This window comes from Huijunlia imazamoxiresistens (assembly GCF_037132455.1).
Lineage (GTDB): Bacteria > Bacteroidota > Bacteroidia > Chitinophagales > Chitinophagaceae > Flavisolibacter > Flavisolibacter imazamoxiresistens.
In genome coordinates, this window is the sequence record NZ_JBBBEI010000029.1 from 44324 (window position 1) to 61776 (window position 17453).

Annotated in this window: 13 protein-coding genes; 5 read left to right on the plus strand and 8 right to left on the minus strand. The window is 58.7% G+C overall.

What is annotated here, in order from left to right:
* Positions 1 to 7: 7 nt before the first annotated feature.
* From V9K67_RS23090 to fucP, 8 genes are all read right to left on the minus strand, one after another.
* On the minus strand, positions 8 to 1507 hold the full coding sequence (locus V9K67_RS23090) for an amino acid permease (RefSeq protein WP_336726739.1): 1500 nt from the start codon (positions 1505 to 1507) through the stop codon (positions 8 to 10).
* Positions 1508 to 1544: 37 nt separating this feature from the next.
* The gene (locus V9K67_RS23095; RefSeq protein WP_336726741.1) at positions 1545 to 2975 is read right to left on the minus strand and encodes an L-serine ammonia-lyase; all 1431 of its coding nucleotides are present in this window, start codon (positions 2973 to 2975) and stop codon (positions 1545 to 1547) included.
* 393 nt (positions 2976 to 3368) lie between these two features.
* Complete coding sequence (locus V9K67_RS23100; protein ID WP_336726743.1) at positions 3369 to 3923, minus strand: hypothetical protein; 555 nt, start codon at positions 3921 to 3923, stop codon at positions 3369 to 3371.
* Positions 3924 to 4320: 397 nt separating this feature from the next.
* Entirely contained in the window at positions 4321 to 5109 is a 789-nt protein-coding gene (locus tag V9K67_RS23105) for an L-fucose dehydrogenase (RefSeq protein WP_336726746.1), read from the minus strand.
* A 22-nt stretch (positions 5110 to 5131) separates the two neighbouring features.
* Positions 5132 to 5986 carry a fumarylacetoacetate hydrolase family protein gene (locus tag V9K67_RS23110; protein ID WP_336726749.1) on the minus strand — a complete coding sequence of 285 codons (855 nt, stop codon included), beginning with the start codon at positions 5984 to 5986 and terminating at the stop codon, positions 5132 to 5134.
* Positions 5987 to 6007: 21 nt separating this feature from the next.
* On the minus strand, positions 6008 to 6787 hold the full coding sequence (locus tag V9K67_RS23115) for an SDR family NAD(P)-dependent oxidoreductase (RefSeq protein WP_336726751.1): 780 nt from the start codon (positions 6785 to 6787) through the stop codon (positions 6008 to 6010).
* 27 nt (positions 6788 to 6814) lie between these two features.
* Positions 6815 to 8464, minus strand: a complete 1650-nt coding sequence (locus V9K67_RS23120; RefSeq protein WP_336726754.1) for a UxaA family hydrolase — start codon at positions 8462 to 8464, stop codon at positions 6815 to 6817.
* Between the two features lie 39 nt (positions 8465 to 8503).
* Complete coding sequence (gene fucP, locus V9K67_RS23125) at positions 8504 to 9775, minus strand: L-fucose:H+ symporter permease (protein ID WP_336726757.1); 1272 nt, start codon at positions 9773 to 9775, stop codon at positions 8504 to 8506.
* Positions 9776 to 10029: 254 nt separating this feature from the next.
* Between fucP and V9K67_RS23130 the strand changes: the two genes are divergently transcribed.
* The 5 genes from V9K67_RS23130 to V9K67_RS23150 form a co-directional block, all read left to right on the plus strand.
* The gene (locus V9K67_RS23130) at positions 10030 to 10896 is read left to right on the plus strand and encodes an AraC family transcriptional regulator (protein ID WP_336726759.1); all 867 of its coding nucleotides are present in this window, start codon (positions 10030 to 10032) and stop codon (positions 10894 to 10896) included.
* A 90-nt stretch (positions 10897 to 10986) separates the two neighbouring features.
* The gene (gene uvrA / locus V9K67_RS23135) at positions 10987 to 13542 is read left to right on the plus strand and encodes an excinuclease ABC subunit UvrA (RefSeq protein ID WP_336726761.1); all 2556 of its coding nucleotides are present in this window, start codon (positions 10987 to 10989) and stop codon (positions 13540 to 13542) included.
* Positions 13543 to 13955: 413 nt separating this feature from the next.
* Positions 13956 to 15161 (plus strand): alginate lyase family protein, encoded by a 1206-nt coding sequence (locus V9K67_RS23140; RefSeq protein ID WP_336726763.1) that lies wholly within the window; start codon positions 13956 to 13958, stop codon positions 15159 to 15161.
* A 369-nt stretch (positions 15162 to 15530) separates the two neighbouring features.
* Entirely contained in the window at positions 15531 to 16874 is a 1344-nt protein-coding gene (locus tag V9K67_RS23145) for a polysaccharide lyase family 20 protein (RefSeq protein WP_336726764.1), read from the plus strand.
* Positions 16875 to 17205: 331 nt separating this feature from the next.
* On the plus strand, positions 17206 to 17453 hold a 248-nt coding region (locus tag V9K67_RS23150), incomplete at its 3' end, for a hypothetical protein (RefSeq protein WP_336726765.1).

A 17453-nucleotide genomic window follows, 5' to 3' on the forward strand; every position in this document is an offset into this window, starting at 1 on the left:
CTTGATCTTATTTGCGGGAGGCTTTGCGGATCACCGAGTTCCTGATGCCGTAGGTGAAGTAGATCAGCAGGCCGATGGCCATCCACAGCAGCAGGCGTTCCCAGTTGTGCTTGCCGAGGCCGGCCATCATCAGCAGGCAGGCCAGGGCGCCTATTATGGGTACGAAGGGCATGCCCGGCGTTTTGAAGGGACGGGGCGTATGCGGGTCGCTGCGGCGCATCAGCAGCACGCCGATGCACACCAGCACAAAGGCGAAGAGCGTCCCGATGCTGGTCATGTCGCCCACCACCTCGCCGGGAACGAAGGCGGCGAACAGGCCCACCAGCCCGATGAATATGAGGTTGGACTTATAAGGCGTATGGTACTTCGGGTGCACTTCCGAAAAAACTTTCGGCACCAGGCCGTCCTTCGACATGGAAAAGAACACCCTGGACTGCCCCAGCAAAAACACCAGGATCACGGAAGAAAAGCCCGCCAGGATGGCGATGGTCACCAGCAGCGACAGCCACCCGTACTGCCGCATGTAGGTGTCGATGGCATAGGCCACGGAAGCTTCCTTGCCGGCCGTCACGAATTCTTTGTAATTGGCTACGCCCGTGAGCACATGGCCGAAGAGCACGTACAGCACGGTGCAGATGGCCAGCGACACGAGAATGCCGATGGGCATGTCGCGCTGCGGGTTCTTGGCTTCCTGCGCCGCCGTGGACACGGCATCGAAGCCGATGAAGGCAAAGAACACCACGCCGGCCCCGCTGACGATGCCGCTCCAGCCGAAGTGGCCGAAGTCGCCGTTGAAGAAATCCAGCAGGCCGATCTTTCCGGCCGCCAGGGCCTGCTCGCCGGTATTGACCGGGATATAGGGCGTATGGTTCACAGGGTTGATGAACGACCAGCCGAGGCAGATAAAGGCGATGACGATGGCCACCTTCAAGATCACGATCAGGCCGTTGAGGGTGGCGGACTCGCGGGCACCACGGATGAGCACCAGCGACAGCGCCACCACGATGAACAGGGCCGGCAGGTTGATGAGGCCGCTGACGCCGTCCGCCGAGGTTTCAAAGGGCGAATGGCAGAGCCAGTACGGTAGCGACAGCCCGAAATGGTCCAGCAACTTGTTGAGGTATTCCGACCAGGCGATAGCCACGGTAGCGGCGCCCAGGGCGTATTCCAACACCAGGTCCCAGCCAATGATCCAGGCCATGAGCTCGCCCATGGTGGCGTAGGAGTAGGTATAGGCCGAGCCCGCAATGGGGATCATGGAGGCGAATTCGGCATAGCACAGGCCGGCCAGGGCGCAGCCGATGGCGGCCAGCAAAAACGACAGGGTCACCGAGGGGCCAGTATGGTCGGCCGCGGCAGCCGCCGTTCGCACAAACAGGCCCGCGCCGATGATGGCGCCGATGCCCAGGGCCACCAGGCTGCCGGCGCCCAGCGTCCGCTTCAGGGTGCCGGCGCCGCTTTGGTTAGCCTCGTTGAGTAAGAGGGAAACAGGTTTCTTGTAGCGCATAAGGTATCTGGTTTAAAGGGATTACAGGTCAATTGGGTCAGCATTCACTCAGGCTGATGGGGATGTGGAGGGCCAGGCCGCCTTCGGCGGTTTCCTTGTAGCGGGCGCTCATGCCCTGGGCGGTTTCCCACATGGTCTTCACCACGTCGTCCAGCGACACCTTGGCGTCCCAGGGATCGCTTTTCAGCGCCAGCTGGGCCGCGGTGATGGCCTTGATGGCGCCCATGGTGTTGCGTTCGATGCAGGGCACCTGCACCAGTCCGCCCACCGGGTCGCAGGTCAGGCCCAGGTGGTGCTCCATGGCGATCTCGGCCGCCATCAGGCACTGGCGGGGCGAGCCGCCCAGCACTTCCGCCAGGCCGGCGGCGGCCATAGCCGAGGAAACGCCGATCTCGGCCTGGCAGCCGCCCATGGCCGCGGAGATGGTCGCCCCTTTTTTGAAGATGCTGCCGATCTCGGCTGCCGTCATCAGGAAGCGCGATTTTTCGCGTTCGTTATTGCCGTTGCAGAAGATGATAAAATAGAGCAGCACCGCGGGAATGACGCCCGCCGCCCCGTTGGTGGGGGCCGTCACAATGCGGCCGAAGGAGGCGTTCTCCTCGTTCACCGCCAGGGCAAAGCAGCTCACCCAGTCGAGGATATAGGCGAAGTCGCTGCCCCCGTTGCGGATGGCGGTGAACCAGCTGTCGCAGCTGTCATATTCGGCATCCTCCAGCAGGTCGAGGTTCAGGGCGGCAGCCCGCCGCTTCACGTTCAGCCCCCCGGGCAGCACGCCTTCGGTATGGCAGCCGCGATAGATGCTCTCCACCATCAGGCGGCAGAGCAGCCGCAGGTCGCGGAGGACAGCCTCTTCGGTGCGCAGGCTTTTTTCGTTTTCCCATACCACGTCGGGGATCTTTTTATCCAGCAGGCTGCACCAGCGCATCAGGTCCGCCGCCGTATCGATGGGATAGGGCAACCGGAGGGCGGTGGCCGTGTATTCGGTAGCGCCGTCTTCTTTAATAAAGCCGCCGCCGATGGAGTAATAGGTTTTGCGAAAAAGGCTGTTCCAGCCCTCTATTTCCGCTTCCAGCACCAGGCCGTTGGGATGGAAGGGCAGCGACTCCTCGCGCAGGAAACAGAGATCACGGGCGGACATAAAGGGCACGGAGGCTTCGCCGCCCAGCGGCAGGGCGCCGCTTTCTTCGATCGTTTCCGTAATGGCCGTGATCGCCTCCGTGTCGATGGTTTCGGGCGCATAGCCCGCCAACCCAAGCAGCAGGGCCACATCGGTGCCGTGCCCCTTGCCGGTCTTGGCCAGCGAGCCGTACAGCAGCGCCCGCACGGACCGCACGCGGCCCAGCAGGCCTTTGGCCTTCAGCAGTTGCACAAACTGCCCCGCGGCCCTCCAGGGCCCAAGGGTATGCGAGCTGGAGGGCCCCACCCCTACTTTGAACATGTCGAAAACCGAGATCGCTTCGTACGCCATGGCTGGATCGAATTTTAAGGTTAGGAAAGCTGTGCACCGCACACGGCATACGGATCCCGTTCCCCGCTTAGGGGGCGCTGCTATGGAGTGCGACAAGCCTGAAAAAATGGAATAAAGACGGGGCAAGCAATGGGGAATGAGAACAGGTGTTCCTTCCGGGTTCTGTTATAGTAACGGACACCGTCCTCCGTTACCGCCATTGAAAAAGTTTACGAGTTTACAAGTTTACGGGTTTACGAGTTAGTTCCTGAGTTCCTAAGTTCCTGGGTTCCTGGGTTGGCGTAACTCCGAAAACGGATCCAGGGAGAAAGAGGTTATTTTTTAACCCGGGAGAATGAACCCAAATTCCCACGAACCCCTAACCCAGGAACTCAGGAACTAACTCATAAACTCCTATAAACCTTTATACACCCGGAAGTCGGCCCGGAAGGAGACCTTGGCCACATGTTCGAGTACAAAGGCGGAATCGGCGCTGTAGCTGCCTTTAGTGGGAAAGAAGATTTCCACGCTGGGAACGAACCAGGCGGTATCTTCTCCAAACGCCTGCTTCAGGCCCACTTCCTCGGCTCCCTTGAAATAGTTCCCGGACCGGGTCATGGTGATCTTCCGCTCGAAAAACAGCAGCCAGTCCACCCGGCCCCGGGCGCTGACCGGGGAAGCTGCGTTATTCAACTCCACATCGCATTCGACCTTCACGTGCTCGTGGGGGCAGACGCCGCCCACCTTCCGGCTCCACTGGAACACCCGGTTGTTGCCTTCCATGTACGTAGTAGGCAGGGCATTAAAATTTTGAAACAGGGAATTACTCGTTCTCAGCCAGAATCCGATGGACTCCGACTTACCGCCGCAAAGGGAGCTATCCTGCTTGTCCTTGGAACAGCTGAGGGCGATACAGGTCATGATCAGGCCCGGCAGGAAGGCGGTGGGAAGGAATGTATTTCTTCTCATGACGGACAATTTAGGTGAGACAATCAAAGAGCAACTGCAAGTTACGTCAATAACAGCAGCCAGCCTCCCCGGCCCCTCCGGTGGGGGCTGCCGTTAGGACACATCTGTGATGAGGTTAAGCTCAGCAGTTTCCGGGACCAGAAGCCCGCAGGGCTTCTTTGGCGCTACGCAGACCTTTCCCATCCGCAAAAGATGTATCCTAACGGTAGCCGGTGGGGGGAGGTGGGGCGCACTCCGATTTTTTTTCGCGCATGCATATATACGAAGGGAAATAAAAAAAGCACCCAACGAAAAAACGTTGAGTGCTTTCTTATGAAGGGCTTTACGAATAATAGTCTGCGCTAAGACCTGCGGAGTGTGCCCCGCTCCTCCCCCACCGGGGGAGGCCGGGAGGGAGCTACGCGTTTGCCAGCGCCCGGTCGAGGTGGACGTAGCCGCCGTCGACGTGGATCAGCTGGCCCGTGGTGTGAGCCGAGCGCTCCGACAGCAGGAAGACCACCATGTCGGCGATCTCCGCGGCCGTAGTCATGCGGTTGCCCAGCGGGATGCGGCCGGTGATCTCCCGGAGCTTTTCTTCTGGGTTGGGCAGGGTTTGCAGCCAGGAGGCGTACTGCGGTGTTTCGCATTCCGCCACCACCACGGCATTCACGCGGATGCCGTACTTCAGCAGCTCCACCGCCCACTCGCGGGTCAGGGCGTTGCGGGCGCCGTTGGAGGCGGCATAGCCCGAGGTATTGCCCTGGCCGGTTTCGGCCGTTTTCGAAGAAATGTTGACAATGGCCCCCTTCGAGCGGATCAGCTCGGGCAGGGCGTATTGCGCCATCAGGTAGTAATGCACCACGCTGTTGTGCAGGCTGCTGATGAAGGCGTCATAGCCGCCGTGCTCCAGGCCCACGCCGTCGTTCAGGCCGGCATTGTTTACCAGCCCGTCGATGCGGCCGAAGCGTTCCACGATGGCGGCCACCGCCTTTTTGCATTCTTCGGGGCGGGCGAGCTCCGCCTGGATGGCAAAAGCTTTTCCGCCTTCGGCTTCCACTTCTTCCACCATCCGCTGATTATCCTGGCTACAGCGGCCAATAATTACCGGCAGCGCCCCTTCGGCCGCCAGGGCTTTTACGATGCCGGCGCCGATGCCCTTGGCTCCGCCGGTAACGATGACTACGTTGTCTGTCAGGTTCAGTTTCATATGCAAGCCTTTGGCTGTTTGCTTATTTTTTGTAGGCCACTACTTTTTGCTTCGAGGTACCCAGGCCGTCGATGCCCAGTTCTACCACGTCGCCTTCCTTCAGGTACACCTGGGGGTTGAGGCCGAGGCCCACACCCGAAGGCGTGCCGGTGGAGATGATGTCGCCGGGCAGCAGGGTCATGAACTGGCTGATGTAATGCACCAGGTAGGGAACCGGGAAGATGAAGTCGGAAGTATTGCCGTCCTGCATTTTCTGGCCGTTCAGGTTCAGCCACAGGCGCAGGTTGCCCGGGTCGGCAATCTCGTCGGAGGTAGCCATAAAGGGCCCGATGGGCGCAAAGGTGTCGCAGCCCTTGCCTTTATCCCAGGTGCCGCCTTTTTCCAGCTGGAAGGCGCGCTCGCTCACGTCGTTGTGCAGGCAGTAGCCGGCTACATAGTCCAGGGCGTCCTGCTCGTCCACGTAGGAAGCTTTTTTGCCGATCACGAAGGCCAGCTCCACTTCCCAGTCGGTTTTTTCGGAATTGCGCGGGATCACGATGTCGTCGAAGGGACCGCAAAGGGCGGTGGTCGACTTCATGAACAGCACGGGCTCGGCAGGAATCGCCGCTCCTGTTTCGCGGGCATGGGAGGCATAGTTCAGGCCCACGCACACGATCTTGGAGGGACGGGCTACGGGGCTGTCCAGCTGTACGTCACCGTTCAGGCGGGGCAGGCTCTGGCCCTTTTCGGCCACGAACTGCTGCAGCCTTTCCAGGCCGCCGGATTGAAAGAACTGTTCGTTGTAATCTTCGCCGAAGGAGGAGGCGTCCACATACTGGCCGTCGAGGAGGAGACCGGGCTTCACGCTGCCGTTGTCCCGGAACCGGATCAATTTCATGTTACTACTTTGTTATAAGGTTTAGTTATTCAGTTTAATAAAGCCGCCGTCGATGGGATAATCGCAACCCGTGATGAAGGAGGCTTCGCCGGAGCAAAGATAGCAGATCAGGTGTGCGATCTCCTCAGGCATGGCCATGCGGCCGATGGGCTGGGTGGCGGAGAGTTTTTCAAACATCTCTTCTTCCCTGCCGGGATAGTTCTTTTTCAGAAACCCGTCCACGAAGGGCGTATGCACGCGGGCCGGGGAAATGCAGTTGCAGCGGATGCCGTCGGCGATATAGTCCTTGGCGACCGACAGCGTCATGGCGGCTACCGCGCCCTTGCTCATGGAGTAGGCAAAGCGGTCGGGGATGCCCACGTTGTTGGCGATGGAGGCCAGGTTCAGGATGGCGCCCCCGCCCTGCTGGCGCATCAGCGGCAGCACGGCGAACAGGCAGTTGTACACGCCTTTTACGTTGACTTTAAATACCCGGTCAAAATCTTCTTCCGAGGTGGTTTCGGCTTTGCCGATATGCGAGATGCCGGCGCTGTTCACCAGCACGTCGATGGTGCCGATGCTTTGAAATACGTCCACTACCTGTTGCTGGTTGGTCACGTCGCAAACGTGGCCCTGGATCTTCGCGCCATTGTATTTGATTTTGTTGGCCAGCACCGTTTCCACCACGGCGTTCACGGCGCTTTCGTTCAGGTCAAGGGCATGCACTTCGGCGCCTTTCTGTACGAACAAGAGGGCGGTGGCCCGGCCGATGCCGCTGCCGGCACCGGTGATCACTACTTTTTTTCCTGCTAAAGAACTCATCGTAATTTATGGGATGTTAAATATGAATTAAAGGGATACGCCCCGTTTCCAGGGAATGAAATCGTCCTGTCCCAGCAGCACGGCCTTGGGCGTCACTTCGCCGCTGGCCGCACGGATGCAGTATTCCAGGATCTCCTCGCCCATCTGCTCGATGGTCTTTTCGCCGCGGATGATGCCGCCGGTATCGATGTCGATGATGTCGGCCATGCGGGTAGCCAGGGCCGAGTTGGTGGCCACCTTGATGGTGGGACAAACCGGGTTGCCGGTAGGCGTGCCCAGGCCGGTGGTGAACAGGATGAGGGTGGCGCCGGAAGCAGCCTTGCCGGTGGTGGCTTCCACGTCGTTGCCGGGGGTGCACACCAGGCTCAGGCCCGCCTTGGTCACGGGCTCGGTATAATCCAGCACATCCTGCACCGGGGCGGTGCCGCCTTTTTTGGCGGCGCCGGCCGACTTGATGGCGTCGGTGATGAGGCCGTCCTTGATGTTGCCGGGCGAGGGGTTCATGTAAAAGCCCGATCCGAGCTTTTCCGCCAGGTCGTTGTACGACTCCATCAGGTCGATGAACTTGCCGGCCGAGGCTTCATCGATACAGCGGTCGAGCATGTCCTGTTCGGCGCCGCAGAGTTCGGGGAACTCGGCCAGCAGCACCTTGCCGCCCAGGGCCACCAGCAGGTCGGAGGTATAGCCCACGGCGGGGTTGGCCGAAATGCCCGAAAAGCCGTCCGAGCCACCGCATTTGACGCCGATGGTCAGGGCGCTGAGCGGGGCCGGTTCCCGCTGGAACTTATTAATTTCTGCCAATCCCTGGAAGGTCTGGCGGATGGCGTCAGCGATCAGCTGCTCTTCGCTCTGGGCCAGCTGCTGTTCAAAAATGTACAGGGGCTTATCAAAAGAGGGGTTGCGCTTTTTGAGGTCGTCCATGAAATTGGCTACCTGCAGGTGCTGGCAGCCGAGGCTCATGACCGTTACGCCGCCCACGTTGGGATGGTCGGCATAGGCCGCCAGCAGGGCGCCGAGGGTGTTGGCGTCCTGGCGGGTGCCGCCGCAGCCGCCGCTGTGCTTGAGGAACTTGATGCCGTCCACGTTGGGAAATACGCGGGCGGAAGTATCGGCCGCCACGGGCTGCAGCTGCAGCGCGTTGATGTCCTGGCCTTCTTTGTAAGCCTGGAGCAGCTGGCGGGTGTAAGATTTGTACTTGTCGGTGACGGCATAGCCCAGCTCGTTGTGAAGGGCTTCCTTGATGACGTCGAGGTTGCGGTTCTCGCAGAACACCATGGGCACGAACAGCCAGTAGTTGGCGGTGCCCACGCGGCCGTCGCTGCGGCGGTAGCCTCGGAAGGTGCGGTCCGCAAACGCCGACACGTCGGGGGCGGTCCAGGTTTGCTGCAGGCCGCGGTAGGCGTACTTGCCGGCGGCATGCTTGGTATTATCGGTGGTCATCAGGCCGCCCCGGGGCACGGCGCGCTGGGTTTTGCCCACCAGCGATCCGTACATCAGCACTTCCTCGGAAGCTGCCATATCATGGATGAAGAACTTGTGCTTGGCCGGGATGTTTTCCACCAGCGTCAGCTCGGCGCCGCCATGCGCCACCACCGTCCCGGAGGGAAGGTCGGTCAGTGCCACCAGCACGTTGTCGCTGGGGTGTATCTGCAAAAAAGGTCGGTTGACGGTATTCATAAAAAGACGTAAAGAGTTTCCAGTTTATAAGGATGTGGATTAAGCGTGGGTCAGCTCCACTTTCATGTCTTGTGCAGCTTTGTTACCCACCAGGCGCAGGGCGAAATAGCCCACGGCCAGGAAGCAAAGCGCCGGCACGGTATAGGCCACGCTGATGTTCGACAGGTCCGACACCCGGCCCATCACCAGGGGCAGGATGGCACCGCCCACGATGGCCATGATCAGGAAGGAGGATGCCTGCTTCGTTTTGTCGCCCAGGCCGGTCAGGCTCAGGGAGAAGATGGTCGGGAACATGATGGACATGAAGAACTGCAGGCCCATCAGCGCATACACGCCGGTCATGTTTTTATTGAGCACCGCCACGGCCAGCAGGGCGATGCAGGCCAGGCTGTAGAGCAGCAACAGGCGGGCAGCGGAAACGTATTGCATCAGGAAGGTACCGATGAAGCGGCCGGACATAAAAGCAAACATGGCAGCCGACAGGTACTTAGCTGCCAGCTTCTCGTCGAGGCCGGCCACCTGGCCCGCATAGCGGATGAAGAAGCTGGCCACGCATACCTGGCCGCCCACGTAGAAGAACTGGGCCACCACGCCGCGCACAAAGTTTTTTTCTTTCAGCAGGCCGCCGATGCCGCCGGAGGATTTGGCACCGGTAGCGCTTTTGGGCTCCGCGATCTCGGGCAGGGCGGTACGGGAAATGAGCAGGGCCACCAGCAGCACCACCAGCCCGATGACGATATAGGGCAGCTGCACGGCGCTGGCTTCCTTGGTGAGGTAGGCGTCGAGGGCTGCGCCGGACAGGTTTTTCGATTCGTCGGTGCCGCCCGACAGGATCAGGATGCCGCCGAGGAAGGGCGCCAGGGTAGCGGCCAGCCCGTTGAACGACTGGGCCAGGTTCAGGCGCTGGGTAGCCTTGGCCGGATCACCTAAAGCATTCATATAGGGGTTGGCGGCGGTTTCCAAAAAGGTCAGGCCGCTGGCGATGACGAAGAGGGCCATCAGGAACAGGCCGTAGTTGCGCGTGCCGGCAGCGGGGTAAAACAGGAACGTACCGGCGGCAAACAGCAGCAGCCCCAACACGATGCCGCCCTTGTAGCCGAATTTTTTCATGAACAGGCCGGCGGGCAGGGCCACCGCGAAATAGGCGATGAAAAAGGCCGAATCGATCAGGGCCGACTGCATGTCGGTGAGCTGGCAGGCTTTTTTCAGGTGGGGAATCAGGATCGGGTTCAGGTTATGGGCAAAGCCCCAGAGAAAAAACAGGGAGGTCACCAGGATAATAGGGAGACGGTAGTGGTTTGCTTGCTTCATATGGCAGAAGATATTTTTTGATAACCGGCGGAAAATGAATAAAATTTCCCCAAAGGGATTACAAAACAACTACGGTTCGGCATGAAAATGATGCACCAAATTGTCGAACCATTCAACAATATTGGCATAACCAGCGAACTTTGGCACCGGGACAGGTTAATATTTTAGGAGTTTTATCCTTTTTTTGGCAGGCACCCAGGGCAAACCCATCTATTTTAGCAGTCCCTTTTTCCCTTCATTAAACCACTTGCAGTATGAGGCCCCAGCTATTAAAAGTTTCCAAAGGACCCGGATGTTCGTTCAGCGTACGCAGGGACCTGGTGCCCCACATCAACAACCGCTGGCACTACCATACCGAGCTGGAGCTGATTCATTTTGAAAAAGGGGAAGGCACCCAGTTCATCGGCGACCACATCTCGCGGTTTACCGCCGGCGACGTGGTGCTGGTGGGCCCCAACCTGCCGCACTACTGGCGGTTCGACGACCTTTATTTTCACGATACCTCCGGGGCGCATGCCGACATCCGGGTGGCCCACTTCCACGAAAACTTCTGGGGCGAAAAGTTTTTGGACCTGCCGGAGAACCTGCCGCTGCGCACCGTGCTGGAAAAGTCGAAAAGGGGCATCTTGATCCCCGGCGCTTCGGGCGAAAAGGTGGCCCGGCTGCTGGAAGCCCTCCTGAAGGCCGAAGGGCCGCAGCGCATCATGCTGCTGCTGGAGGCGCTCACCACCATCGCCGACTGCAAGGACCTGGAACTGCTGTCCTCTATGGGTTTTAAACAGGATAATGCCGAAGGGGTCAGCGACCGGATCAACGCTATTTACGAATACTCGATGAAGCATTTCCGGCGCAAGATCCAGCTGGAGGAGATCGCCGAAATAGCCAATATCAGCCCCCATTCGTTCTGCCGGTATTTCAAGTCGAAAACACGGAAAACCTATTCGCAGTTCCTGGTGGAGCTGCGGGTGGGACATGCCTGCAAGCTGCTGATCGAAAACAAGCTCAGTATAAAGCAGATCTGCTACGAAAGCGGTTTTCACAACTTCACCAGCTTCCACAAATATTTTAAAATGACTACGAAGAAAAGCCCGCTGGTGTACCAGAAGGAGTTTGGGCTGTAGGCGTCGAAAAAGTTTACGGGTTCACGGGTTTACGAGTTCACGAGTTGGGGCGCATACTGTTTGTGGTATTGCATTTGAAGCATCCCTTCCATGAAGCAGCAACCCCACCCGTTGCAGGACGGGTTCGTACATGTCCGCGGTGCCCGCGAGCACAACCTCAAAAACGTCAGCCTTCAAATACCCCGGGATGCCCTGGTGGTGTTTACCGGCGTTTCCGGCTCCGGCAAGTCGTCCCTGGCCTTCGGCACCCTGTATGCCGAGGCGCAGCGCCGCTACCTCGAGTCCGTCTCGCCCTACGCCCGGCGCCTGTTTCACCAGATGCCGGTGCCCGAGGTGGACGAAGTGGAGGGCCTGCCGCCGGCGGTAGCCCTCCAGCAGCAGCGCGGCGGCACCTCCACCCGCTCCTCCGTGGGCTCGGTCACCACCCTCTCCAACCTGCTGCGCATGCTTTATTCCCGGGCCGGCGATTACCCCAAAGGCCAGTCCATCATCTATGCCGAGGCCTTTTCGCCCAATACGCCCGAAGGCGCCTGCCCCCAATGCCATGGGCTGGGAAAAATTTACGAAGTGACCGAGAAATCGATGGTACCCGACGACTCGCTGACCATCCGCCAGCGGGCCATTGCCGCCTGGCCGCCGGCCTGGCAGGGGCAAAACCTCCGCGACATCCTGACCACCATGGGCTACGATGTGGACATCCCCTGGCGCGAGCTGCCCAAAAAAGACCGTGACTGGATCCTGTTTACCGAGGAAACCCCCACGGTGCCGGTCTTTCCCCGCTACACCCGCGAACAGGTGAAGCAGGCGCTGAAGCGCAAGGAGCCACCGGATTATATGGGCACCTTCACCGGCGCCCGCCGCTACGTGCTCCACACCTTTGCCCACACCCAGAGCGCGCTGATGAAGAAGCGGGTGGCCCAATACATGATCAGCAGCGAATGCCCCGAATGCCGGGGCAGGCGCCTGCGCCGCGAGTCGCTGTCCGTGACCTTTGCCGGCCACGATATCACCGAGCTGTCGCGGCAGTCGCTCAAAAGGCTGCAGGCCATCTTCCAGCCCTATGCCGACGGGTCGTCCGAAGCCCTTGCCCGCCAGGAAAAGGAGCACCAGGAAAAAGCCATCGTGACCCGGCGCATTGCCCAGGACTTTGTGGGGCGCCTGCAGGTGCTGCTCGACCTGGGACTGGGCTACCTGACGCTGGAGCGCAGCACCCCTACCCTTTCGCCCGGCGAGCTGCAGCGGCTGCGGCTGGCCACCCAGGTGCACAGCAACCTCTTTGGCGTGGTGTACGTGCTCGACGAGCCCTCCGCCGGCCTGCACCCGGCCGACACGCAGGCCCTGCTGCGGGCCCTGGACCGACTCAAAGCTTCGGGCAATTCCATCTTCGTCGTGGAGCACGAGATCGACGTCATCCGCCATGCCGACTGGATCGTGGACGTAGGTCCCGCCGCCGGTGAAAAGGGCGGCGAGATCCTGTACAGCGGCCCGCTGGAAGGGCTCCAGAAAGTAAAAGCCTCCCGCACCCGGGAGCACCTGTTCCAGGGTCCTGCCGCTTCGGAGCGGTCGTACCGCCAGCCGGCCGGCTGGCTGCAGCTCCAGGGCGTTACCCGCAACAACCTTCACCATCTTGATGCGGCCTTTCCCCTGGGCGTGCTCACCTCCGTTACCGGCATTTCGGGATCGGGCAAGTCCAGCCTCGTCAGCCAGGTGCTGGTAGAGCTGGTGGCCGGCCACCTGGGCCACGACCTGCCCGTGGAGGAAGAAGAGGGCGACCCTTTGCAGCAGGAAAGCGTGGGGCCGGTAGGCGGAAAAATTACCGGCGGCATGGAAACCATCAAACGCCTCGTGCGGGTGGACCAAAAGCCGATTGGCCGCACGCCCCGCTCCAACCTGGCCACGTATACCGGCCTGTTCGACGGCGTCCGGAAATTATTTGCCGCCACGAAAACCGCCAAAGCCCGCCGCTACGATGCCGGCCGCTTTTCGTTCAACGTGGGCAAGGGCCGTTGTGCCAATTGCGAGGGGGAAGGTTTTGTGATGGTGGAACTGCTGTTCCTGCCCAGCGTGTATGCCCCCTGCCCCGTTTGCGGCGGCACCCGGTACAACGAAAAAACGCTGGAAATAAAATACAAGGAAAAGAACATCGCCGAAGTGCTGCGCATGACCGTGGACGAAGCCCATGAATTTTTTTCGGAAGAACCCGCCATCAGCCGCTCTTTGGAAATGCTGCACGAGGTGGGCCTGGGGTACCTGCGCCTGGGACAGCCGGCCACCGAACTTTCGGGCGGCGAAGCCCAGCGCATCAAACTGGCTACAGAACTCCAGCGCCTGGGCAAGGGCAACACCCTTTATATCCTCGACGAACCCACTACCGGGCTGCACCCTTCGGATGTGGAAAAGCTGGTGGTGCAAATGAACCGCCTGGTAGACGCCGGCAATACGGTCATTGTCGTAGAGCACGATATGGACGTGATTACCGCCAGCGACTGGGTCATCGACATCGGTCCCGGCGCAGGGGAAGAAGGCGGCACCATCGTGGCGGCCGGCACGCCTGGCCAGGTGGCACAAGCGAAAAAGAGCAAAACGGCGCCGTTCCTGAGACAGGCGCTGCCGGCTCCGCCGGAGGGCATAAAAAAAGGGATGTAGAAACACCCCTCGTACACTTGCTTGTATAGACTAAACTGCTGCGGGCTCCCGAAAACCCGGTAATGACGTACCGGCGGAACTGCCCAGAGCAGCTTGAAAATGCGTTGATTATTAAAGAAACTCACCGAACAAGTTCACGTCCCAACCCTAAAAACACCCAACTCGTAAACCCCTAAACTTGTAAACGCGTAAACTTTATTTGTTACTGCAAATTGATAAAACTTTTACCGCTGCGGCAGCTATAAGGTTGGCATATTATTCAACTATTTTGGCAAGCCCGGCCGCAAAAAGAGATACCGAAGGTTAATAAACGTTAAAGACGGCCCGAAAGGCCGTATGGGGTGCCGGTGACGGGGGCACTGGCCGGTTGCCAAAAAAGCGGTAACTTGTTGTTTACCTTCAATCCCCGCTACATGTCCCGTTCGATCCTGTTTCTGGTGTGCGCCCTTGCCCTGGCAGGTATGGTGCGCCCGGGCGTGGCCCAGGCCAGCCCCCCTCGTCTTTCCTTTATCCTGGTAGATGAACATAAGCTGGCGGCCATCAAACAGGAATACCTGCGGGGCCCTGCCTCCTCCGGGGTAAAAAAGGAAGTAGAGCAATTCCTGAAAAAAACCGAGCAGCTGCTGGCAGTCACCCCCTACACCGTCACCAATAAAAAAAAGCTGCCGCCCAGCGGCGACAAGCACGACTACATGAGCCAGGGCCCCTACTGGTGGCCCGACTCCTCCCAGCCAGGCGGCAAGCCCTACATCCGCAGGGACGGCAAAGTCAACCCCGAACGCAACCTGATGCAGGACCACGAAGAAATGGACCACATGACCCGCGAGGTCAAGGAGCTGGCCCTGGCGTATTATTTTACCGGCAGGGAAGACTTCGCCCGCAAGGCCGTGGAGCTGCTGCGGGTATGGTTCCTGGACAAGGAGACCCACATGAATCCCAACCTCAACTTCAGCCAGGGCATTCCCGGCGTTACCGAAGGCCGCGGTTCCGGCGTACTCGATACCGAGGGGTTTACCAATATTCCCGACGCGCTGGTCCTGATCAAGGGCAGCAACAGCCTCAACCGGAAGTTTGTCCGGGACCTGCGCCGCTGGTTTGAAAAATACGCCCACTGGCTGCAGCACAGCAAGAACGGCAAGCAGGCAAAGGCCCACGACAACAACCACGGCACCTACTTCGACCTGCAGCTCACCGATTACCTGTTGTTTTTGGGAAAGAAAAAAAAGGTACGCCGGGTGCTGAAGGAGCAATCCCTGCCGCGCATCGACCGGCAATTTACCATAGAGGGGGCCCAGCCGCTCGAGCTCATACGGACCAAGTCGTGGAACTACACTACCCGCAACCTGCTGGGCTGGACCAAGCTGGCCCAGATCGGCGAACGGGTGGGCGTGGATGTCTGGGGCTACCAGACAGCGCAGGGCAAGGGCATCCGCCGGGGCGTGGCGTGGTTCCTGCCCTACCTGATGAAAGAAAAAGCCTGGCCGTACGAACAGATCGATCCGCCCAGCAACAGCCGCATCCTGAGCATCTACCAGCTTGCTTCGGAAAAATACCCCGGTACCTTCCCGCAAAAGCCCTTTGATACCTACCCGGTCTTCAACCTGAACCTGGTGTGGTAATTATAATGCCCTGTAAAACGGGTACTCCCTCTCTTTTAGCCCGGCGTAAAACCGCTCCCCGGTCCCTCCAAGGCAAAACCGGCAATAGGCCTTACGCCCTAAAAAAAACAACAACACGCTGACTATCAATAATATATAAAATAAAAAATGCCATTTTATGGCAGAGTACGCTTATAACCATCCTGTACTGTCCAGCTTCCAATAAGACGGTTTCACCCCCACTTGCACCCCATTCACCGATTCCAATGGTAGAGCTAAACGCATCCGTACTAATTTTGAGTCATCAAACAAGCCGATACCCTTGTAAAATAAAGAACACCAACATTTTATAAAGAACATTTTTCCCAAACCTGTTTAACTACCAACCTCATGAAAATCACTAGAAACTTCCTTTCCACCGGAAAGGGCATGCTCTCCACCGTACTCGTAGCTTCTTCCCTGTTTGCCTGCTCCAAAAAAGATGTGCAGCAGCCCGCTACCCTCGATGAGGCCAACACCGTAGCCTCCGCTTATGCCGCCCCCAGCTCCGCCCTCCACGTAGAGGAAACCATGGAAGGCTCCAACCCCTTCGTCGTGTTCGGCGGCAACCCTGAAGTAGCAGCCACCAACTATTCTTATACCTTCCCCGGCCTGGCCTACCAGGGTAATAAATCCGTACGCTTCGAGATCCGCAAGGACCAGCCTAAAGTAGGCTCTTCCTCCAAAATCCGCTCCGAAGTAACCGTCATCCGCGGTTCCGAATGGCCCAACTTCGGCAAGGAAGCCTGGTACTCCTTTGCCATCTATTTCCCCACTGTTGGCTTTGAGCCCGATAGCGAAAGAGATTGCATCAACCAGTGGTTCGAAGACGGTTCCGACGAGACCACCATCCGCTGCCAGGACGATAAAGCATTTTTGGAAGTAACGCCCCCCTCCGGCTCTACTACCCTGAAAAAATATGACCTGTTCTCCGCCTCGCTGAACAACAGCAGCAGCGTAGCTACCGGTGCGGTTTCCGGCTTCAACAAAATATCCAAGGACAAGTGGCATGAGTTCGTGTTCCACGTCATCCACTCTACCGGTTCCGATGGTCTGATCGAAGTATGGCGCGACGGGCAAAAGATCCACACCATCAACGGCCGCAACATTCACCTGAAAGTTCCCAAATGGAAGATCGGCCTGTACAAAGCCTCTTTCCTGAACGGCACTTCGGACCGCAACTCCCGTGTACTGTACTTTGATAACGTACGTGTAGGTACTGCCAAGGCTACTTTTGCCGACATGACCTCGGGCAAGACTACGCCGACCACTCCTCCTACACCCCCGGTTGATCAGCCCACTACGCCGACTACCCCCGAAACTCCTACCACCCCGACTACACCCACTACCGGTGCTGCCACAGTGGTAAGCTTTACCGCAGTAAACTCGGCTATTGAAAAAGACGTGCTGACCCTCACTGAAGGTGCTACCATCGACCTGAGCAAGGTAGGTGCCCAGAAGCTGAACTTCCGTGCCAACGTGAACGGTACCGCTAGCCAGGTGAAAATTCAACTGAGCGGTGCTGCCAGCCAGACCTTCACCGACAGCAAGGCTCCGTTTGCCGCCTTTGATGATGTAGACGGCAACTACAAGAGCTGGAGACCCGTAGTAGGCAAATACACCCTGACCGCCACTCCTTATGTTAATGGCGTTGCAGGAACTCCCTACAAGGTTTCGTTTAAAATTCAGAACTAAGCCTGATTTATCCTGGACACAGCAGGAAGCATACAAAAAAAGCAGCCGGACAACCGGCTGCTTTTTTTATGCCCAGCCGGCGCCGGCCGCCTGTATATAATTGACTGCCAGTAAATTAAACAGCACCCGCCTCGCAAACAGGGGCACAGGCAACCGTCCTGTACTGTACAGCTTGGCTTTCGCCTCATTCACCTGCGTCCATACCCCATTCACCGATTCCTACGGCAGAGCTAAGCCCATCCATTGTAATTTTGAGTCATCAAATAACCGATACCCTGGAAACATCAGTCAGCTAACACTATTTATTCAATATCAGTTAACACCAACCTTCATGAAAATCACTAACGACCTCCTTTCCTCCGGAAAGGGCCTGCTCTCCTCCGTACTCCTGGCATCTACCCTGTTTGCCTGCTCCAAAAAAGATGCACAACAACCAGCTTCCCTGGACGCTGCCAATACTGTAGCTTCCGCCTATGCCAGCCCCAGCTCCAAACTGTACCTCGAAGAAACCATGGAAGGCACCAGCCCCTTCACCGCTTTCGGCGGCGGCATTGAGAACTGCCTGACCGACTGGACCTT

What these genes read in the sequence shown, in the direction of transcription:
- V9K67_RS23090 (WP_336726739.1), bottom strand. Translation starts at nt 1,507, where the DNA reads ATGCGCTACAAGAAACCTGTTTCCCTCTTACTCAACGAGGCTAACCAA.
- V9K67_RS23095 (WP_336726741.1), bottom strand. Translation starts at nt 2,975, where the DNA reads ATGGCGTACGAAGCGATCTCGGTTTTCGACATGTTCAAAGTAGGGGTG.
- V9K67_RS23100 (WP_336726743.1), bottom strand. Translation starts at nt 3,923, where the DNA reads ATGAGAAGAAATACATTCCTTCCCACCGCCTTCCTGCCGGGCCTGATC.
- V9K67_RS23105 (WP_336726746.1), bottom strand. Translation starts at nt 5,109, where the DNA reads ATGAAACTGAACCTGACAGACAACGTAGTCATCGTTACCGGCGGAGCC.
- V9K67_RS23110 (WP_336726749.1), bottom strand. Translation starts at nt 5,986, where the DNA reads ATGAAATTGATCCGGTTCCGGGACAACGGCAGCGTGAAGCCCGGTCTC.
- V9K67_RS23115 (WP_336726751.1), bottom strand. Translation starts at nt 6,787, where the DNA reads ATGAGTTCTTTAGCAGGAAAAAAAGTAGTGATCACCGGTGCCGGCAGC.
- V9K67_RS23120 (WP_336726754.1), bottom strand. Translation starts at nt 8,464, where the DNA reads ATGAATACCGTCAACCGACCTTTTTTGCAGATACACCCCAGCGACAAC.
- fucP (WP_336726757.1), bottom strand. Translation starts at nt 9,775, where the DNA reads ATGAAGCAAGCAAACCACTACCGTCTCCCTATTATCCTGGTGACCTCC.
- V9K67_RS23130 (WP_336726759.1), top strand. Translation starts at nt 10,030, where the DNA reads ATGAGGCCCCAGCTATTAAAAGTTTCCAAAGGACCCGGATGTTCGTTC.
- uvrA (WP_336726761.1), top strand. Translation starts at nt 10,987, where the DNA reads ATGAAGCAGCAACCCCACCCGTTGCAGGACGGGTTCGTACATGTCCGC.
- V9K67_RS23140 (WP_336726763.1), top strand. Translation starts at nt 13,956, where the DNA reads ATGTCCCGTTCGATCCTGTTTCTGGTGTGCGCCCTTGCCCTGGCAGGT.
- V9K67_RS23145 (WP_336726764.1), top strand. Translation starts at nt 15,531, where the DNA reads ATGAAAATCACTAGAAACTTCCTTTCCACCGGAAAGGGCATGCTCTCC.